Origin of the sequence: Sphingobacterium corticibacterium (assembly GCF_004208525.1) — a bacterium.
Lineage (GTDB): Bacteria > Bacteroidota > Bacteroidia > Sphingobacteriales > Sphingobacteriaceae > Sphingobacterium > Sphingobacterium corticibacterium.
In genome coordinates this window covers 1,192,457-1,211,694 of the sequence record NZ_SGIT01000001.1, presented here as the reverse complement: position 1 = coordinate 1,211,694, position 19,238 = coordinate 1,192,457, and the positions used below count along the sequence as shown (strand labels likewise).

Sequence of the window (19,238 nt, the reverse complement as noted above, 5' to 3'; positions counted from 1 at the left end):
CTAGGCATCTTAGCCGACCTTCGGCCTCGCTCGCGGGAAAATTATATCATAAGTTTATTTTTTGATAATGAAGTTCTGCTAAGAAATGGTGACCCCGATCTTGAAAATTGGAGACTGGGTTATATCCGAAACAATCATGTTTCTCCCGTAATTTATTAAAACAGTATGCAGCGTATGATGTTTATTAATAAAAGAATAGACATGATTGCACGTTTTTATCTCATATATCTGGCGATAATATTGCTGGTAAGCTGCGGACAAGATGGCAGAAAACAGGCGCTTGCTGATCGCGAAAAGGCGCTTGAAAAGCGAGAACAAGATATAGCATCAATAGAGCAGGATTATCAGACGTTGTTAAAGATGAGAGATAGTCTTCGAGCCACCGAATCCACAGCATCGGAGGGAGATACCACTTCAATCCATGAACCATGGCCAGATAGCGTATTAGGAGAATGGAACAGTCGGATGGTTTGCCGTGCTTCACGTTGTGCAAACTATGTTGTTGGTGATCAGCGGCATGAGGTCTGGCGATTTTATTCAGACTCCGTTGGATCGTATGTTCAGGTGGTCAACAACGACGAACATATCCGGATATTTGAAGGACAACAGAACGGCAATGAAATTATACTGAATATCTTACCCGATACCAATATGACTAAAAGTAGTGTAGCCAGACGCGTTCAGCTCGATGATATAACATCCGGTGTGATGAGAGGCACATTGGTCTTAACAGGTAAAAATAATTGTGAAACTGTATTTTCCGTAGAATTGACACCCAGAGCAAAATAATAATACACAATGCTTGCTATACACCCGATCACACTTCCGATTACTGACCCGCTAATCAAATTCCTGATTGAATTGGTAATCATCCTGTTTGTACCCCTTTTACTGAACAAAATTAAAGTTCCACACATATTGGGGTTAATTATCGCTGGAGCCTTGATTGGGCCTAACGGTTTTCATGTGCTGGAACGAGATAGCAGTGTTATCGTAATAGGGACCACGGGTCTGCTTTATATTATGTTCCTGGCAGGACTAGAAATCGATATGGGCGATTTCAAACGGAATAAATGGAAAAGTCTGACATTTGCATTGTACACCTTTATATTTCCCTTTATTCTGGGTTTTATAGGGGGCTACTATGTGTTGCAATTCTCCATCCCGACATCCATTTTATTCGCTAGTTTGTTTTCGTCGCATACCCTTATCGCGTATCCGCTGATTAGCGGTATGGGGATTGCGAAAAACTTATCGGTGAATATTACGGTAGGTGGCACAATGATAACGGATGTACTTTCGCTTCTCGTGCTGGCCGTCATTGTTGGGATGTCTCAGGGAGAGGTAGGTACGGCCTTTTGGGTAAGACTTGGTGTTTCTATGGCGTTGTTTTCGGCAATCGTGTTAATGTTGTTCCCGATTATTGCCCGTTGGTTTTTCAAACGGGTGGAAGACAAGATTTCACAATATATCTTCGTGGTCGTGATGATATATCTGGGGGCGCTTCTCGCCGAGATTGCGGGAATAGAGGCTATTATAGGAGCATTCTTTGCGGGTTTGGCGCTCAACAGACTCATTCCCCATACTTCTTCATTGATGAATCGGGTAGAATTTGTCGGTAATGCCATATTTATTCCTTTCTTTCTGATCAGCGTGGGTATGCTGATTGATTTTAAGGCTTTTATAAGCGATTGGGAAACGCTTGGGGTAGCGGGAATTATGCTCGTGGCATCGATAGGTGGAAAGTATGTGGCAGCATATTTGACACGACGTACTTTTAAACTTACTGCCAACGAAGGACGCTTAATCTTTGGTATGAGTGCAGCGTCTGCTGCGGCAACATTGGCTTCTGTAATGGTCGGCTATACGATTATCATTGGCGAAACTGCGGACGGCGAACCAATCAGATTATTAAATGATCATGTATTAAATGGAAGTATCTTACTCATTTTGGTGTCTTGTACAATATCGTCATTTGTGTCGATGTCGAGCGGGCAGAAAATAGCGGATGTGGATAAGGATAATACGGTGACCGGTAAAGGTGACGAAAGGGAACGGATTCTACTGCCGATCAACAACGAGCAGATGACAGAAAAAATGGTCAATCTCGGACTGCTTATTAAAACAGAATCGAATAAAGAGGGAATATTTGCGCTAAATATTATCAATGAGGAGAAAAATGAATCGTCGGCCAAAAATGCGGAACGTATTTTAGATGGGGCGGTAAAAATGGGAGCAGCAGCTGATGTCGTTATTACACCTATAACTCGGCATGATGAACAGGTGGTATCTGGCGTTAATAATGTAATTAAAGAGAAAAATATCACCGATTTAATCATCGGTTTGGAACGTGAAAAGGGATTTTCTGCATCGTTTATTTATAATCTCTATAATGGTTACCTGACAAACGAGCATGTGAATTTATTAATATACCGTGCTATTCAGCCAATATCGACGGTGAAAAACTATGTTGTTATTATTCCACGCGACGCCGAGGAGGAGCCTGGCTTTTTTCACGCGCTGTTAAAAATCTGGAATATTGCACGAAATTCAGGCGCTACGATGACATTTCACGCTAACAAACGGATGTTGGGCGTTCTTGAACGTATTTTAAAGAAATCAGCAATCGAAGCGGAACTGCAAGAAATGGAGTCTTGGAACGAAGCCGAGAATGTATTGCTTGGATTGGAGACAGATCAAGGATTAATTGTGCTCATGGCTGATAGAAATCGATTCTCTTACACTTCTCCAATGCATGCGGTACCGGAATTCCTGAATAATAGTTTGCTTCACAATAATTATATCTTGATCTATCCATATTCGGAAGCACGAGAAAATCCGATCGAAAGAAGAGCCGTCAATAATCTTGATGATTTCGCCGCAATCGGTAAAGTTATAGGTAAAGTTTTTGGATAGAAAACGCGGTGCGATCTTTCCGAAATGGAAAGGGATTGAACGGCGCTAAATCGACGATCCGTGTCCCTATGTTTATGGGAACACGGATTTTTTTCTTCGTCGTTCAAACACATCCAAAAGATATTTGTTCATCCTAGTATGATAGTGAATTCTTCTGGTATCCCGTTACGCTACATGCTTAACAAAATTAAAAGCGAAGTGGCCACAGTGGCTATTGTGGGCTTGATCTTTAATGCCTTTACGTATTTTCTGGGGGATCGGCTTCCAGACATGCCTTTGGGTGTTCCGGCATTTTTAGGTACAGCAATATCGGTGTTATTGTCTTTTAAGATGAGCCAGTCGTACGAACGGTGGTGGGAGGCACGCAAAATATGGGGCGCGATTGTAAACGATTCCCGTTCGCTCGTCATACAACTTCAAAGTTATATCGACAGCGCATCCGAAGACGTGATTAGAGACGTCGCTTATAAACAGATCGCTTGGTGTTACGCTTTAGGCGATTCTCTGCGGGGATTGAATCCATTGGGTAGACAATTGAACCTCACGTCGGCAGAACAGGATACGCTTCGACATCATAAAAATGTACCGTTAGCTATAACCCAGATGCAGGCAACCCGTATAAAGGAAGTCGCAGATAATCAGCTAATCCCTGAATTTTACAGGGTGCAACTGGATCAGACCTTAGTGCGTCTTGTGGATTCTATGGGCAGGGCAGAACGTATAAATACGACCGTATTTCCAGTGACATATCGTTTTTTTCTACATGCAGCCATTTATCTTTTTCTGATTACGTTATCGATTGCGATACAGGATGTTCACGCGATTTTCGAAATTCCGCTGTTGGTACTTATCGCCGCTTTGTTTTTTCTTGCTGAAAAAACCGCATACAACTTGCAAGATCCTTTCCGTAATCGGCCCAGTGATACGCCCGTAACGGCCATAGCGCGGAATATCGAGATTAATATCAAGCAGCTGCTAAAAGAAACAGAAATTCCTGAGCCGCTAAAACCGAAGACCTTCTTTATTCTTTAAGGTATCCGGTCCATTTATATAACCATTTTCGGGCGATTGTAATTTATGGTAATCGTACAATTAAACAGCCAGAAATGTTGAATGCATAAAACGGATTCGCCCGCACTATAGCAACTTGTTTTCGGTGGCAATTTTCACGAGTTCAATCATGTTTTTGGCTTTGAATTTTTGCATCAGGTTTCTGCGGTGCGTCTCGACAGTAATGACCGAGATGAAAAGGCTTTCGGCAATCTTGGCCGAGGTCTGTCCATGTGCAATGGCCTGTAGGATCTGTTGCTCCCGCTTCGTTAATCTAGGCAGTTCAAATGTACTAGTCGAGGGGCGAGAAATGATTTCCTGAACCTCTCTGCTTAGGGCGAGTTCGCCCAGCAGCGCTTTGTCGATGCATTGAACAATCTCCTGCGCATCTGCGTTCTTCAGAATATAGCCGTTTCCACCGTTTTCCAAGAAGCGGAAAATAATACTGCGTTCTGCTTGGTTACTTATCCCGATGACAATGGAACTGGGAGATTTTTGCTTGATGCTTTTACATAGATCCAGACCGTTTGCATCACTTAATACAATATCTAGTAGGATTACATCTATCGTGTTTTCCTGGATAAAGTCCAGAATGGCAACGCCTTTGGTAAAGGAAAATATTTGGAATCGGCCGTGCTGCTGTAGCAAAGACTTCAACCCCTCCAGGATCATCGGGTGGTCGTCGACTAGGGCTATATTGATGGGCGTATTGTTATACATGGCATTCAACATTAATAGTGGTACCTTGTCCTCTGGCGGACACAATATCGACTGTGCCGCCGATCAGACGGACCCGGTTTTCGATATTTCTCAACCCTAGTCCATACGTAATGGTTGACGGATCAAAACCTATACCATCGTCTTCTATGGTAAGGCTCAGTAGGTTTTCGTTTTGACTGATCTGTACGATCACGTTCGCTGCTTGAGCGTATCTGGTGACGTTACTGATCGCTTCCTGTGTGATGCGGTAAAGCATCAGCTGTGTTTGGAACGGAATGTATTCCGATAGGTTGAAGGATTCGAACTGTATGGAGAAATTTTTTTGTCCCATGGATTCGCAAAGCTCCCGCAGTGCGGTTTCCAATCCGAGATTTTTGAGTGTTTCGGGCATCAGGTTTCTGGAAACTCGCCGCATCTCCGCAATGGATTTATCTATTTTCCGCAGGATATCCGTCGAGTTTTGGGAATCTCCCGACGAAATGGACATACGGATGTTGGCCAACATGCCGCCCATGCTGTCGTGCAGATCCTGCGCGATTCGTTGCCGTTCTTGCTCTTCGCCCTGCAGAACGGCTCTTGTGGCCTCGTATTTCCGCTGGTTTTCAATATGTAGCAAGTCTTGTTGATGGCTAAGGCTAATCTGCCTGTTTAATTTCTGCTGCTTGCGATAGTTTATGTAGATCAGAAATGCGATGACCACGCTCAGCCCAAGCGCAATGGCAAGGATGGTAATACGTAAGTTTTTGTTTTTGGCTAGCAGTTCGTCTTCCTTCTTTTCTTGCTCTAACCTATCGATTTTTTGTTGTTTTTCTGTTGTTTGATAGGCGATTTCGTATTCGTTCATTTTTTCGAGCAGCTTCTCCTGTTGGATGCTGTCCCCGAGATTGCTGGACATCTTCATCCAATGATACGCCTGTTTGTAATCGCCCAACAGCTCATTCACGTTGGCCAATTGTGTATAGGTAATCCTCCTGTTAACAGTTTCACTACCTAGCACCTTTTCCTGTAATATATGTTCGAGCTGTGACTTGGCTTTCTGATAATCCTGTTGCATCAGGTACACGTTGTATTTCCGGAAATACAATAGATGTAGTAACCGGACTTGCTTTTTTTCCTGCGCCATCTTCACACCGCTCTCCAGGCTAAGCAAAGCCTGGTCATATTCCTGCTTCGTGGTATAGTACATGGCTTCCTGATAGTAGTAATTCGGATACTGCCGCGAGTCTGGATACGGTTGTATGATAGCTAGGGCTTTGTCCAGATAGATTTTTGCAGATTGGCTATCCGGTTTGTAACAGTAATTGCTGATCAAATTGAAGTAAGTGAGCAGGTGCACGGTTTGCACGGGTATCTTTTCAAGCGCCACCAAGGCTTTTTGGTGATATTCTTCGGCTTTATCGAATTGGCCTACGGACATGAACGTGATGCCCAACTGCGTATAGCAATAGGCTAGGAGTGTGCTATTGCGGCTTTTTTTGCTCGCGGGGATGCATTGGTCAGTCAGCGTTTTTACCAGTACATCGTAACCTTTTTCGTCGATCTGGAGATAGGCGTAGTCATGCCATGCCCTGATGAGCAGATCGGCGTGCTGCGGATCGTTCTCCAACGCTTCGATAGCATGTCTGTAAAATTCTTTTGCTTTGGCTTTTTGGCCAGCGTAGGCATGATAGAGTCCTTGATAATAGGCCAGCATGCCTTTGGGTAGGGTGTGCTTTGCAGGGGATTGAATGACCTGTTGTAGAGCTTCGCGACTTTTCAAGCTATCGCTCTGTGCCCAGTATTCTGAAAGTAGCAGATAATGGCGCAAGCGCACGGTATCGGTCTTGCCGCTATGGATCTGCTGCGTAATCTGTTGCAAGTATTTCTCTTCGTCAAGCGGTATCCATTGTTGCGCCTTTGGCGAGAAGGCCAAAAGTAAAAAAACAATCAATAAGAATATATTCTTTGTCATGCTTTGCATTTGAATCGCAAATATCAAAATAAAAAAGACTGAATCGTCCATCTGCAGAAAAAATCATGGTATACGAGGAGAAAAAAATCATGGTTTATGATGATTGCCATGCCAGGAAAATCTATGGACATTTGTCCAATAAATTTTATGAACATGAAAAAGGTGAACGCAAGGATTGCAAAATGGGGAGCTATGTCCTTATTGGCTTTAGGAACACTAGCTACATCATGTAGTGATGACGACAAGGTAGACGATGGTGACAATGGTAGTAACTACAAAATAACGGTAACGCTTAACGACGTGAATCCTGATGAGGATTTTGTATCTGTAGCTGTTTCGGGAGGTACGTTGGCCGGAAAAACGGACGTATGGAAAGTAAACGGTGTAGCGAAAACGGGCGAGTCAGCCATCGGACTGGATAAAAATGATTTTGTCGGTTCGACCAAGACATATGTCATTGAAACGACACAACCGATCCGCGCATTTGCAGGTGGGGTTCAGATTATCAACTATGGAGCAAACATGCCGTTAAGTTTTAAAATTGAAAAAGCAAACGAAGTTGTCGTCAATGAGAGCCTTACCCTGTCGGGAGATGGTGCTGATTTCACGAAGCAATATTCGTTTTAAAGTATTTACCGACGATTTCGAACAGACGCATCTCGGCCGGATTGTTAAATAAAAAGGTCGTCCCGTATTTTTTGGGACGACCTTCTCTTGTTGTTTTTTCTTAAACCAACGCTGCCTTAACGGTTTAGGGGGCACATTCTCCCCGACCTTTATAATAAAATAGATATTGGTGCCTTTGTCGAAGGTGCAGAAAAATTCTGTTTTCCAATCTTCTCGCGGTGTTATCGAGATAAATTTTTGAGAGTGAATGTACATCATCTAAATGAAACGGAAGATATTTTGTTTTTGTGTTGAAAGTTGAAAGATAATACGCTCTGGTGATGGGGCTATTTTGGCAAGATAAACAATCCCGAACTTCGGAAAAGCTTGGGATCAGTCGTATATAATTTGCAATCTAAACTGGGATAACAGGATTCATGGAACAGATTTTTTCAATTAACGCCAATATCGATAATTTTATCTGCTAAAATATGACAAAACAATGATGTCAGAATAATTCTAAATAATGAAGGTGTGTTTACCTTTGCTATGCAATGAGAAAGGCGGTGTCCATATTCTTTTTAATGAGCTATATACTCTCGACGACTTCTTTCGTGGAAGTATTGAAGTTGCCGATATTGGTTGATCATTACCTAGAGCACGACGAAAGTTTCTTGGAATTTATGGTACACCATTATGGCGGTCACGAAAAGGATGATGATTGGGATAGAGATATGCAATTACCGTTCATGACTGGCTCCGCGCTCATGATCTTCGCTTTTAATATCCCGGTATCGCATATGGCACCAAAGCCGGTATCAGCGCTTATCGATCCGGATAGTAGGCGTATTATGGACGACTCGCATTTCTCTTCTAACTACCTATCAGACGTATTCCAGCCACCAAAAAGCTGTTAATTGATTTTACGATAGTATGTCGCTACACGAAAATACGCGTGTAGTCTATTTTTCTATTTTAAATTTTTTAATAGCACATTTTATGTTGAACAGCATAATTGAGTTTTCTGTTAAGAATAAACTCATCATTGCATTGTTCACGATGGGGTTGGTACTCTTTGGTATGTACGAACTGCGTCGATTACCGATCGATGCACAACCTGACATCACGAACAATCAAGTACAGATTATTACCGTTGCGCCGTCTTATGGAGCAGTAGATATTGAACGGCTGGTTACTTTTCCGATAGAGCAGGCAACCAGTAATATTAAAGGTGTAACCGAGACACGAAGCTTTTCGCGCTTTGGACTTTCTTTGGTTACGTTGGTTTTTGATGAATCTACTGACGTATACTGGGCGCGGCAACAGGTATCCGAAAGGTTACAGATGGTCAAGGAGGAAATTCCGGATGAAATCGGAATTCCCGAATTGGGGCCGATCTCTACAGGTCTGGGGGAGATTTTCCAATATATTGTCCGTGCAAAGGACGGATATGAAAAACAGTATGATGAGACGGAACTGCGTACAATACAGGATTGGGTTATTCGCCGGCAGCTCTTGGGTACACCTGGCGTAGCAGAAGTCAGTAGTTTTGGTGGCAAACTTAAGCAATATCAAATTTCTGTTGATCCCAATAAGTTGCTGTCTTTTCATATTAACATCCAGGATATTTTTCATGCGCTCGAAGAGAATAACCAGAATACGGGCGGCGCATACATAGAGCGTAATGAAACGGTGCTGTTTATCCGTAGTGAAGGCCTATTGGGGGGAATTGAGGATATCGAAAAAATACCGATAAAGATTTCCGATGAAAGAACACCGATCTTGTTGCGGGACGTCGCGACCGTACAGATTGGACATGCGATCCGCTACGGCGCAATGACCTATAACGATCAGGGCGAGGTATCTGGCGCAATTGTGATGATGCTGAAAGGTGAAAATGCAAACGAGGTTATAAAAAACATCAAAGAGAGGCTTCAGGTTATCGAAGAAGATCTCCCTGAAGGGATAGTTATAGAACCTTTTCTTGATCGGGCAAAGATGGTCAATAACACTATCGACACGGTGAAAACTAATCTCACGGAAGGTGCTTTGATTGTCGTCTTTATCCTGGTGTTGTTTCTTGGTAATTTTAGGGCGGGTTTTCTCGTTGCTTCCGTTATTCCTTTATCCATGCTATTTGCGGTCATCATGATGAACTTATTTGGCGTGGGCGGAAATCTCATGAGCTTGGGCGCACTTGATTTTGGCCTGATTGTGGATGGTGCCGTGATTATTGTAGAGGCGGTCTTGCATCAGCTGACGCACCGTGGCATTGTAAATGGAAACAATGTGCTGAGCCAGCAAGAAATGAATAAGCAAGTTACCGGATCTGCCACTAAAATGGTAAATAGTGCGGTTTTTGGGCAAATAATCATCCTGATTGTTTATCTCCCCATTTTCTCTTTACAGGGAATAGAGGGTAAGATGTTTGTACCGATGGCGCAAACGGTCACGTTCGCACTGATGGGTGCCTTTATTCTTTCGTTGACCTATATTCCGATGATGAGTGCATTGGTGTTAAGTAAAAAGATCAATAACAAGCCGACTTGGTCTGACCGTATGATGCAGCGTTTGGAACGGCTACATCGTCGGATGTTGGTCAAGGCGCTACGTGCAAAAACTATAATTTTAATTATCGTCGCTGTGCTGTTTGTTTTTGCGACCGCCTTGCTGTCTCGTATGGGAGGCGAGTTTATTCCATCACTGGAGGAAGGTGACTTTGCGGTGGAAATGCGTATTTTACAAGGAAGCAATATCAGTAAAACCATCGAAGTAACGACAAAAGCAGCCAAAATACTACAAGAGCAGTTTCCGGAGGTTGAAAAAATCGTAACCAAAATTGGAAGTGCGGAGATTCCTACGGAACCCATGCCGATGGATGCCGGCGATATGATTGTGGTTCTCAAGCCCAAGAAAGAATGGACGTCTGCCAAGACCTTTCCGGAACTATCTGAAAAAATGAGTCAGGCGCTAACGGCCATCCCGGGATTGACTACCGGATTCCAGTTCCCCGTGCAAATGCGTTTCAATGAGCTCATGACAGGGGCGAGGCAGGATGTCGTTTGCAAGATCTATGGGGAAGATTTGGATAGCCTCGCGGCGTATGCACAACGTCTTGGTGGAATTGTTCAATCGGTGAAGGGAGCGGAGGATTTATATATTGAGCCCGTTGTTGGTGCGCCGCAGGTTATCATCGACTTTGACCGATCAGCATTGGCACGGCATCATATTTCCGTTTCTGATGCAAATAGAGTAATTAATGCTGCTTTTGCCGGGCAACAGGCGGGGATGCTGTACGAGGGGGAAAGGCGTTTTGATCTGGTCGTTCGGCTGGCGGATGAAAAACGGCAAAGTATAGAACATATCCGGAATTTATTGATTCCAACACCGACAGGTATCCAGATTCCGTTGTACCAGCTGGCGGATGTGGATCTCAAAAGCAGCCCTAACCAGATTCAGCGCGAAGATACTAAAAGAAGAATCGTGGTTGGCTTCAATATACGAGGCCGGGACGTGCAATCGATCGTCGAGGAACTGGAACAGAAAGTAAATGCAGATATGCCGTTGCCGAAAGGATATAATATCAATTACGGCGGGGCTTTCGAAAACTTGAACCATGCGAAAAAACGACTTGGAATTGCTGTCCCGATCGCACTGAGTCTTATTTTCTTGTTGTTGTTCTTTGCGTTTAGATCCGTGAAGCAGAGTTTACTGATTTATACCGCCATCCCCTTATCGGCCATAGGTGGTATATATTTCCTGGTGTTACGCGGAATGCCGTTCAGCATCAGCGCGGGTGTAGGGTTTATTGCGCTATTTGGGGTGGCGGTACTCAATGGTATCGTGTTGATTGCCGAATTCAATAGACTGCGCAAACAGGGCATAACCAGTGTTGCACAGGTGGTGTTACGTGGCTCTAAAGTGCGGCTCAGACCGGTGTTGATGACCGCTTGTGTAGCCTCACTAGGCTTTTTGCCTATGGCGCTCAGCACGGGATCCGGCGCTGAAGTGCAGCGTCCGCTGGCAACAGTCGTGATCGGTGGACTCATGTTGGCGACGTTTCTAACCTTGTTTGTGTTACCCATTCTTTACTTATTAAGTGAACAGACTAAAAGCAAAAAAATGAATACCAACATCGTGCGGATTATTGTTTTCGCTTTCTGCTTCTTCTCGGGGAATAGATTGTCGGCACAACAACCTATTACGCTGCAAGAAGCATTGGAAATCGCGGAACAAAATAACCTGGAGATAAAAAATCGACAATTGTTTAGTACATATAAAGATAAACTGACCGAAACATCGTTGGACATGCCGCAAATCGAAGCGTATGTAGAATATGGTAAGCTGGAGGGCTTTGAAAACGATAATCGATTAGGGTTGAACCAACAGATCAGTTTCCCGACGGTATACGCGAAAAGAAAGCAGGTGTTAAAAGAAGAATGGCAGACAGCGCGACTGGAGGAAGCGTTGACAGCCGTTCAGACGGCACGGGAAGTCAGACATGTGTTTTATCAGATTCAGATTTTATATGATAGAAAAGCGATCCTGCAACATATGGACAGCATCTATAGCGAATTTGTTGATAAAAATAAACTTAGGCTAGAACTCGGCGAAGCTAATATACTGGAAGCGACCATTGCTGAAACACAGCGGGAGCAAATCGCGGTTCAACGTCGGCTGGTCGAAAGTGGGTTACGTAAAGCTATAGTAGAGTTTCAATGGCTGTTGCAGGGTAACCAAGATTATGTTCCATTGGATGTCGATTCAAAAGCGATATATCTACCTGATAGCCGTGACGACATATTAAGGGCTCATCCCGAGTTGCAATTGTTGGAGCAATCGGTACGGACGAGCGAAGCGGAAACACAGCTGGCTGCTAGCCGGCTTCTTCCAGATCTATCGCTAGGCTTTAGTAGCCAGTCGTTTAAAGGAATCAATAACGACCGTTTTAATTCGGTGCGGATTGGTGTGGGGCTTCCCATTTTTACGCAGGGACAACGAAAGGCAATCCGCGCGTCGAAAATAAAGGAGCGCGTCGAAAAGCAGCAACTGGATAAAAAAACTGCTGAAATGCGTAAAGAGCATCGAAAATTGATTGTTGAATTGGAGCAGCAGCTGGCAATAGTAGCAAGTTACGAACAAAATCAACTTCCACATGCAGCGAAAATACTACATACTGCAAAACAACAGTTTTTGGCTGGTGATATCAATTATTTGGAATGGGTAATCCTCACAAATCAAGCGATCGATATAGAAGTTAAGTATCTGGATGTGGTGTCTGAACAAAATAGAACCATTACTGAATTATTTTATTTGATAGAGCAATGAATAACAAAAAATATATAGTAGTCATCGTCATGTGGACGATTTTGCTACAGCTATCCGGATGTGGAAATTCAGAAAACAATATGGAAGAACGTACGAAAACGGATTCCGCAGAAAATATCCTCACGTTGAATGAAGAACAACTGCGTATGTTGGAGCCTTCCTATACATCGGCAACATACCGAGATATGCCGAAAACGATGCGATTTAACGGAAAAGTAGATATTTTGCCAGAATATATAACCTCGGTATCTCATCCATTGGGGGGGCATATCACAGCTATTCGGGTTGTGCCGGGCCAGGTTTTTCGCAAAGGTGAGGTATTGGCGGTACTGGAAGACTATAAGTACGTGCAATTACAGGAAGATTTCTTAATGGCCAAAGCCCAGCTCAAAACGGCGGAGCGAAATTATAGGCGCCAACAGGAATTAAATGTGAACAGAGCGAGTAGTGATCGGGTGTTTGAAAATGCGGAGGAAGAGTACAACAAGCTCCGTATTGCTATTCGCTCGTTGGAGCAAAAATTAATACTGGCTGACTTAGACCCTACATCGATAGCAGAAAATAATATAAGTCGTTCGACAACGATTACGGCGCCGTTTAACGGTATGGTAAGCCATATAAGCGTTCAAAAAGGTCAATATGTGAACCCTTCGGATATCTTGTTCGAGCTGGTTAATGCACAGGGATTGATTATACATATCAAGGTTTTTGAAAAGGATCTACCCAGTATCCAGAACGGACAGGAACTGACGGTCTATACCAATTCACACCCAGACCAACCCTTGAAAGCCAACATCATGACAATCAATCATTATATTCAGGAAGATGGTTCTGCAGATGTATATGCTAAATTTCAGGACTCACCGTATAGATTGGCATTAGGCATGTATCTCAATGCCGTCGTTACAACGTATAAACACAAAACTATTGTCATACCGGAGACTAGTGTGGTATCTTATGAGGATAAAAGCTATGTGTTTGAAAGGCTTCGCCAGAATGTATTTCGCTTAGTGCCTTTGGAGGTGGTATCGACTTATGAGGGTTATGTGGAGCCTGGAAAATCGGAACTGTTGGCGGATATGGATATAGTGGACCGCGGGAGTTATGATTTATTGATGGCTATGAAGAATAAAGGGGATACGGAATAGCGGACGAGATACATAAAACTGAAAACACACATACAATCCATATCCTAGTTTTCGTGGATTGTACGCAAAATCAAATAGCCCTAACTTAGTGGAGTAATTAAATATATAATGCTATGAAGAGATACAGCTATTTGATAACGATAGGTATTTTATGCTGCATATTAGCTGCCTCTTGTTCTAAAGACGCGGATGGGACAAGGGATGACGGAAGTGGGGCAGGAAAATATCCGACAGATTTAAAAGGTACTATTTACTATGACTGGGCCACAGAGGGCATCCTTCAAATAAGCTTGCCTGATGGAACCGGCGGTGCATTTCTTCCCAGCGACAGTAAACGGAATAATGTGGATATATCACGTGATGGTAAACTGAAGTTGACGGCAGTTAATGCCAGTACAATAGGAAATTATAAAGTGAAATTTACACTTAGCAATATGGCTGACGGATCTGTTGTCGAACAATTTGATTATACCAGCCCTGAGGGCAATAGCTATTGCCATGGTTATTTATCACCGGATAATAGCTTGATTATGATAACGTCAAAAGATTACAACGACGGAATAACCATTTTAAAAAGAAATGGTGAATTTGTGACACGCTTATTGGATATTGAAGGGGAGAGACTGGATGTGTTTAACATGAGCTCGCTGTGGCTGCCGGGTAATGCACTGCTAATTACCCATAACAAATATATCATACGCTTGCCTCCACCTTATACCTCAGGCAAAGTCATTAAGGAAATGAATTATGAGGAGTGGGGTAAGTTGGCTGTTAATCAAGCTGGAAACAAGCTAGCGTTACAGATAGGCAATCATATCCATACTATGAATATTGACGGTTCTGATCTAAAACAGGTGACTACCAGTAATTTCACGGAATCGAATCCCGTCTTTTCACCGGATGGTAAGTACCTGCTTGTTGGTACGTATTACCGATCCACCGGTACACTTGGCCACGTATGGGATATGCGGATTATCCCCAATGATGGCCAGCGGTATGTGGTCAATCCTTCTGAATCAAACGCACCGGGTGTTATCCCGGTTATTTGGAAAGACAAAGACAGAATAGAATCCGGTGGCGGACAGATGCTCTGGCGCTAAATTGACAATCTGTTATCATCTCCGCTACACGAATATGTTTTTTGCAAGTTCGAACAGATGTGCTTCTGACTCGTAAAAATGCATCATATATCCGGCGGTATTCGGAAATAGAATCAAATCGCCGATTTCCGGATACGATTTGAGGTAGACTTTTCGTTTAAGGATCAATTCCTGTTCCAGACAATAGCTCCCGACGAGATAGGCGTAGCAAGGATCATCGGTCTTCTGGTTTTGCTGTTTCGGCAGATGGATAGGGTCTACCAAAAAATCGGCACTGGAACTCCGGAGCTGCGTGCGGTTCATTTCGAGGCCCACCAGCAGACGGCCTTCGCTATCTTTTTTACGGAAGACAACTTTGGCCACCGTACAACCCACTTGATCCAGCAGCGACCGGCCAGGCTCCATGCGGAATTCTAGGGCGCGTTCGGTAAACAATTGGTGGATCGGAACGTCGAAGATAGCAGAGCGCGTGGTTAGAATCTCTTCCAATAATTTCGCCTTGTGCAGTTTATTGAAGTAGGGGTATACCGTGGGTTCACCATAGAGCTGATCGTTGATTTTGACCATACCTAGCGCGTCATTCTGATAGGTTAGTTCCGACCGTGTCCCGAGTACGGCTTCGCGTAGTGACTTATGGAAGTCGAGCCATTCCTGTTCAGATTGTAGGTAATTCATCAAGATACCGCCACCTATGTCGAGCGACTTCGTCTGGATTCCATAGGTCAATAGTTCGTCGATGACGCGCACCGATTGTTCGATGGCTGCCACACGCTCCTTGACAGAATAACCGTTGAGATGGAAGTGTAAACCGGTGTATTCGAGATTGGGATATTTATCCGCTAAATCGCTGATACATGCGATTGCGCGATCGATGGGAAAGCCGAAGCGCGTGGGCAAACGCTTGTCCTCTACGAAAAAGCCACCCACGCGAATGTTTACCTCCATGGTTTTCTCCTTTTTTTGTGCTACGCCTTGCGCCAGTTGCAGTTCATCCTCATTATCCAATACGACAGGGATGTCGTGCTGCAGGGTAAGTTCAAGAAGTTTCCGGTTTTTAACCGCTGCGGTAAGCACAAGTTGTTCGCTATCAATTCCGGCCTCGACGCATTGCTGAAGTTCACGGTAACTTGCTGTATCAACCCCTTGACCCGTCTGTGCTACAGCTCGGGCTATTTCCAAGCATTTATTGGCTTTGCGTGCAAAGAATATTTTGTGGGCGATCTGGTATTTGTTTAGTACCTTTTCATACGCGTTGATGTTTTCTTTCAAGGGTGATAGGTGGTGTATGTTTATAGGCGATCCTTGCCGTTCGATCGCTTGAAACAAAGACGTGGGTTGTTCTATAACACGTTGCACCCAAGGATGTAGGATGGGTGTTAGTGGTAAAAATGTGTTATCCATAAAGTTCTTTTTACATTTTGCGAAGTGTCTCTTGTACCCAATAACAGGCGGTATCATTTTTTGTTCGCGATAAGGTGTCGTTATCGAAAAAGACACCTTCGGTATTCGATCCGTAACAGTAAACAGGTAGACCTCCTATCGTGGTGCATTTCCCGCATTTATCGATGGACATGCTGCCCGGTATATAACCTTCATTCTCGTGTGCGCGTATTGACCCTTGCAGCTGCAGGTTGTCATATAGTGCGGCGTTTCTTTTTTGGAGGGCGGGGCGAGCGATGCGCGCGTCGATTAGGCTATCTATCTGGATCGCTTTTCCACTTACATCATAAACGGAAAACGTTTGCTGATCGACCTGCCAGCTAATCGTGGGGTCAGGTAACGTCCCAAAACGGATGATGCCGGCTTTAGCTAGAGCATATATTTTTTCCATGTTTGCTATCGGTGGACCGTAACTCACCCGGTTGAACGCGCCAAAATAGTATTGATCCAACTGCTGCTGGGATGCACCTGTGAACCCTACCGTCTTGTACAACGTAGCGATATGTGCGCATATTTTCCCCCAAACGGCTGCGGCTGCCATCAGCGGACTTTTTTCTTCTCCCTTACGGGCCTCATCAATGTTCATCTGGATATACTGGATGACTTTTTCTTCGCTGTTTAAGGCGGGTCGTAACAAATCGTTTAGCATAAAACGCTCGGATACTGGTATTTGTGTTATCTTATTTCGTGTCGTCTCCGGATCTGTAACGTTAAACAGCACAGTGTAATACGCAAGTTGTACTTCCTCTTCGATCAAAGGCAGTACTTCCGAAACGAAATCAATTTTTGCTGACCGGCGCATCCATTTCTTAAACTGCGATTCTGTCAAGATATACAAGGGACGTTGCTCCTGGTATTGCGGTCCACGGCATAGTATAGGAAGTGACGTTCTGGAAAATGGATAAATGGTAGGTTCTTTTCCGGAGCGATGATAGGTGCCCTGTTGAAAGGAGCCCCCACGGCCTTCGGTAAGGGCCAGCGCAATATCGATGAAGGTTAATCCTATGCCGATAATACCAACCTGCGCTTGCGGCGGAATCTTCTCAAACTGCGAGACGGGGTAGGGTGTGCGTATATACTGCGCTGCCGGTATTCCCGGGTGGTCGATTAAGGAACTGTTTTGGTAACAATGACCTGTGGTCAGCAGCAGGCTGTCGACGTCCCAATGCCCGGTATTGGTTTCTATTGTTGCCTTCGAGTCCCGATCGGTTATCGCGATAACCGGCTGTGGGATAAGTTCTATTTGTACATGCAATGGAAGGTTACGCATTGTTTCCATAGCAACCCACTGTAGATAGTGGCCTACCAAGGCCCGTGAGGCAAAGTCGGTCGGCTCGACAGCTGTGTCGACAATCTTCACAGCAGTCAGCCAATCTACAAAGCTTTTTTGGTTTTCCAGGTCTCGATATGCCGGATGGAAGGCATGCACATGCCCTATGCAATAGTTGATCAACAGATAATTAGGTTGATGTATGTCGTAATTTGGTCCGCAAGCAAATAGCTCATCTCGATTAAACCACAAAACTTGATAGTGTTTTGTGGTTGGATTGAGGTGTATTTGATTAACAAAATGATTCAGGGCATACATTCCTTTTGGGCCGCCTCCCACGATGGCAATCGTATTGCTTTCGGTCGATGGAGAAGAGTGCTTCCTAAACGCTTGGGTAAAGGAATACAGGTCGTTCTGTGGTGTAATGTGTTCAGTTTTCCAGATCATGCCATTACTTTTTCAAAAGTTTGCTGGATCCATAACTCATTGTAGATGGTATCAAGATAACGTTCTCCGCTGTCAGGAAAAAGTAAGGCTACCGACGCGTTTGCCGGGATATAGTTTTTTAATTTATGTAGTGCAGCGATGAGAGCACCGGAAGAACCACCGATTAACATGCCTTCGCGTTCCCGCATGATTTGACATCCCTGAACTGCTTCATAGTCGGAAACAAGTGTGTAATGGTCAATCTGATGTTTTTGCAGAAAGGCAGATGGGTGGCTAGCGCCCATTCCCGGGATGTGTCTTGCTTTCGCATTGTTTTCAAAAAGGATGCTGCCTTCGGCATCGACCGCAATCAGCCGCGTTGACGAAGCCGTCTTTTCGATGGCGTCCGCAATGCCACGGATCGTACCGCACGTACTGGTCGCAACCAACATGTAGTCGGGTGCCGCGCCAAGCTGGTCGAGAATTTCGCGAAATATTTGCTCGTGTGCGATATGCACGTTAGGATTCCCGTACTGATTTGTCCAGTAGCTATTGGGTACCGTGTCTAGAAGTTCCTGCACCTTTTTTAAGCGATTGCCGAGGTAACCTTGGTTTTTATCCTTTTCATTTACCTCGACCAAGTTTGCTCCATAACTGCGTAGTAGTTTTCTGGCGTGATGATTAATGTAAGGGTCGACAACAATATAGGAGTCTAACCGCAGCAGTTTGCAGAGTCTGGCCAAAGCAATACCCATATTTCCAGAGGAAGACTCAACAATGGTGGTCTCCGCATTTATCTCGCCCTTCCGGATCGCCTCGATCAGGATGTTGGTGGCCGATCGATCTTTGACACTGCCGCTTGGATTTCCCATTTCCATCTTTGCATAGATTTGGATGTCTAGGGTGGAGGATAAGGATTCCAGTTTGAGCAATGGTGTATTTCCGACTCCCCGCTCTAGGGTAGCCGTGATATTTTCCTTGTTTAATAACCTCATAATCTGAATTCCGTAAGTTTATTGACTTCTGTTCTTACGCCAGCTCCAAAAAAAATGCCGTAAAGTAAGAGGGACATGTTTATGGGTACTATATGCAAAAAATACGCGGTTTATACGCAGTATTCATCGCGTATTTGAATCTGTTTAAGTCACCTGATAACTTAAGGGACGTTCAGCTAACATCATATTGCCGAATGATCAAATGCTGCAATGGGCAGCGGCTTCAATATAAGCAAAGAGATGCATATTATTAAAGTATCAAATTATTTTTTAAGTTTGTGTGCATAA

At 44.1% G+C, this 19,238-nt stretch carries 13 protein-coding genes; 8 read left to right on the top strand and 5 right to left on the bottom strand.

Annotated elements, in window-relative coordinates; all coding sequences use genetic code 11:
• Nucleotides 1-174: 174 nt before the first annotated feature.
• From EWE74_RS04965 to EWE74_RS04955, 3 genes are all read left to right on the top strand, one after another.
• Nucleotides 175-789 (top strand): hypothetical protein, encoded by a 615-nt coding sequence (locus tag EWE74_RS04965; RefSeq protein ID WP_130140391.1) that lies wholly within the window; start codon nucleotides 175-177, stop codon nucleotides 787-789.
• Nucleotides 790-798: 9 nt separating this feature from the next.
• Nucleotides 799-2,916, top strand: a complete 2,118-nt coding sequence (locus tag EWE74_RS04960) for a cation:proton antiporter (protein ID WP_130140390.1) — start codon at nucleotides 799-801, stop codon at nucleotides 2,914-2,916.
• Between the two features lie 138 nt (nucleotides 2,917-3,054).
• Complete coding sequence (locus EWE74_RS04955; protein WP_130140389.1) at nucleotides 3,055-3,948, top strand: bestrophin family protein; 894 nt, start codon at nucleotides 3,055-3,057, stop codon at nucleotides 3,946-3,948.
• A 105-nt stretch (nucleotides 3,949-4,053) separates the two neighbouring features.
• Here EWE74_RS04955 and EWE74_RS04950 read toward each other — a convergent pair whose 3' ends face one another.
• A complete protein-coding gene (locus EWE74_RS04950; RefSeq protein ID WP_130140388.1) occupies nucleotides 4,054-4,686 on the bottom strand; it encodes a response regulator in 633 nt (210 codons plus the stop codon).
• Nucleotides 4,679-6,637: a tetratricopeptide repeat-containing sensor histidine kinase gene (locus EWE74_RS04945; protein ID WP_130140387.1), complete on the bottom strand. Its 1,959-nt coding sequence runs from the start codon at nucleotides 6,635-6,637 to the stop codon at nucleotides 4,679-4,681. The genes EWE74_RS04950 and EWE74_RS04945 overlap by 8 nt, the downstream gene beginning before the upstream one ends.
• A 153-nt stretch (nucleotides 6,638-6,790) precedes the next feature.
• Here EWE74_RS04945 and EWE74_RS04940 point away from each other — a divergent pair, with 153 nt between their 5' ends.
• From EWE74_RS04940 to EWE74_RS04920, 5 genes are all read left to right on the top strand, one after another.
• Nucleotides 6,791-7,264 (top strand): hypothetical protein, encoded by a 474-nt coding sequence (locus EWE74_RS04940; protein ID WP_130140386.1) that lies wholly within the window; start codon nucleotides 6,791-6,793, stop codon nucleotides 7,262-7,264.
• Nucleotides 7,265-7,827: 563 nt separating this feature from the next.
• A complete protein-coding gene (locus tag EWE74_RS04935) occupies nucleotides 7,828-8,160 on the top strand; it encodes a hypothetical protein (RefSeq protein WP_130140385.1) in 333 nt (110 codons plus the stop codon).
• Nucleotides 8,161-8,242: 82 nt separating this feature from the next.
• Nucleotides 8,243-12,571, top strand: coding sequence for a CusA/CzcA family heavy metal efflux RND transporter (locus EWE74_RS04930; RefSeq protein WP_130140384.1), 4,329 nt, complete (start codon nucleotides 8,243-8,245; stop codon nucleotides 12,569-12,571).
• Nucleotides 12,568-13,719: an efflux RND transporter periplasmic adaptor subunit gene (locus EWE74_RS04925; RefSeq protein ID WP_130140383.1), complete on the top strand. Its 1,152-nt coding sequence runs from the start codon at nucleotides 12,568-12,570 to the stop codon at nucleotides 13,717-13,719. Before EWE74_RS04930 ends, EWE74_RS04925 begins: the two co-directional genes overlap by 4 nt.
• A gap of 113 nt (nucleotides 13,720-13,832) precedes the next feature.
• On the top strand, nucleotides 13,833-14,819 hold the full coding sequence (locus tag EWE74_RS04920) for a TolB family protein (RefSeq protein ID WP_130140382.1): 987 nt from the start codon (nucleotides 13,833-13,835) through the stop codon (nucleotides 14,817-14,819).
• Between the two features lie 24 nt (nucleotides 14,820-14,843).
• Here EWE74_RS04920 and EWE74_RS04915 read toward each other — a convergent pair whose 3' ends face one another.
• Genes EWE74_RS04915 through sbnA form a run of 3 tightly spaced genes read right to left on the bottom strand, consistent with a single transcriptional unit; the run spans nucleotide 14,844 to nucleotide 18,950 of the window.
• Entirely contained in the window at nucleotides 14,844-16,220 is a 1,377-nt protein-coding gene (locus tag EWE74_RS04915; RefSeq protein ID WP_165384645.1) for an alanine racemase, read from the bottom strand.
• 10 nt (nucleotides 16,221-16,230) lie between these two features.
• Nucleotides 16,231-17,976, bottom strand: a complete 1,746-nt coding sequence (locus EWE74_RS04910; protein WP_130140380.1) for an FAD/NAD(P)-binding protein — start codon at nucleotides 17,974-17,976, stop codon at nucleotides 16,231-16,233.
• On the bottom strand, nucleotides 17,973-18,950 hold the full coding sequence (gene sbnA, locus EWE74_RS04905) for a 2,3-diaminopropionate biosynthesis protein SbnA (protein WP_130140379.1): 978 nt from the start codon (nucleotides 18,948-18,950) through the stop codon (nucleotides 17,973-17,975). The genes EWE74_RS04910 and sbnA overlap by 4 nt, the downstream gene beginning before the upstream one ends.
• Nucleotides 18,951-19,238 lie beyond the last annotated feature (288 nt).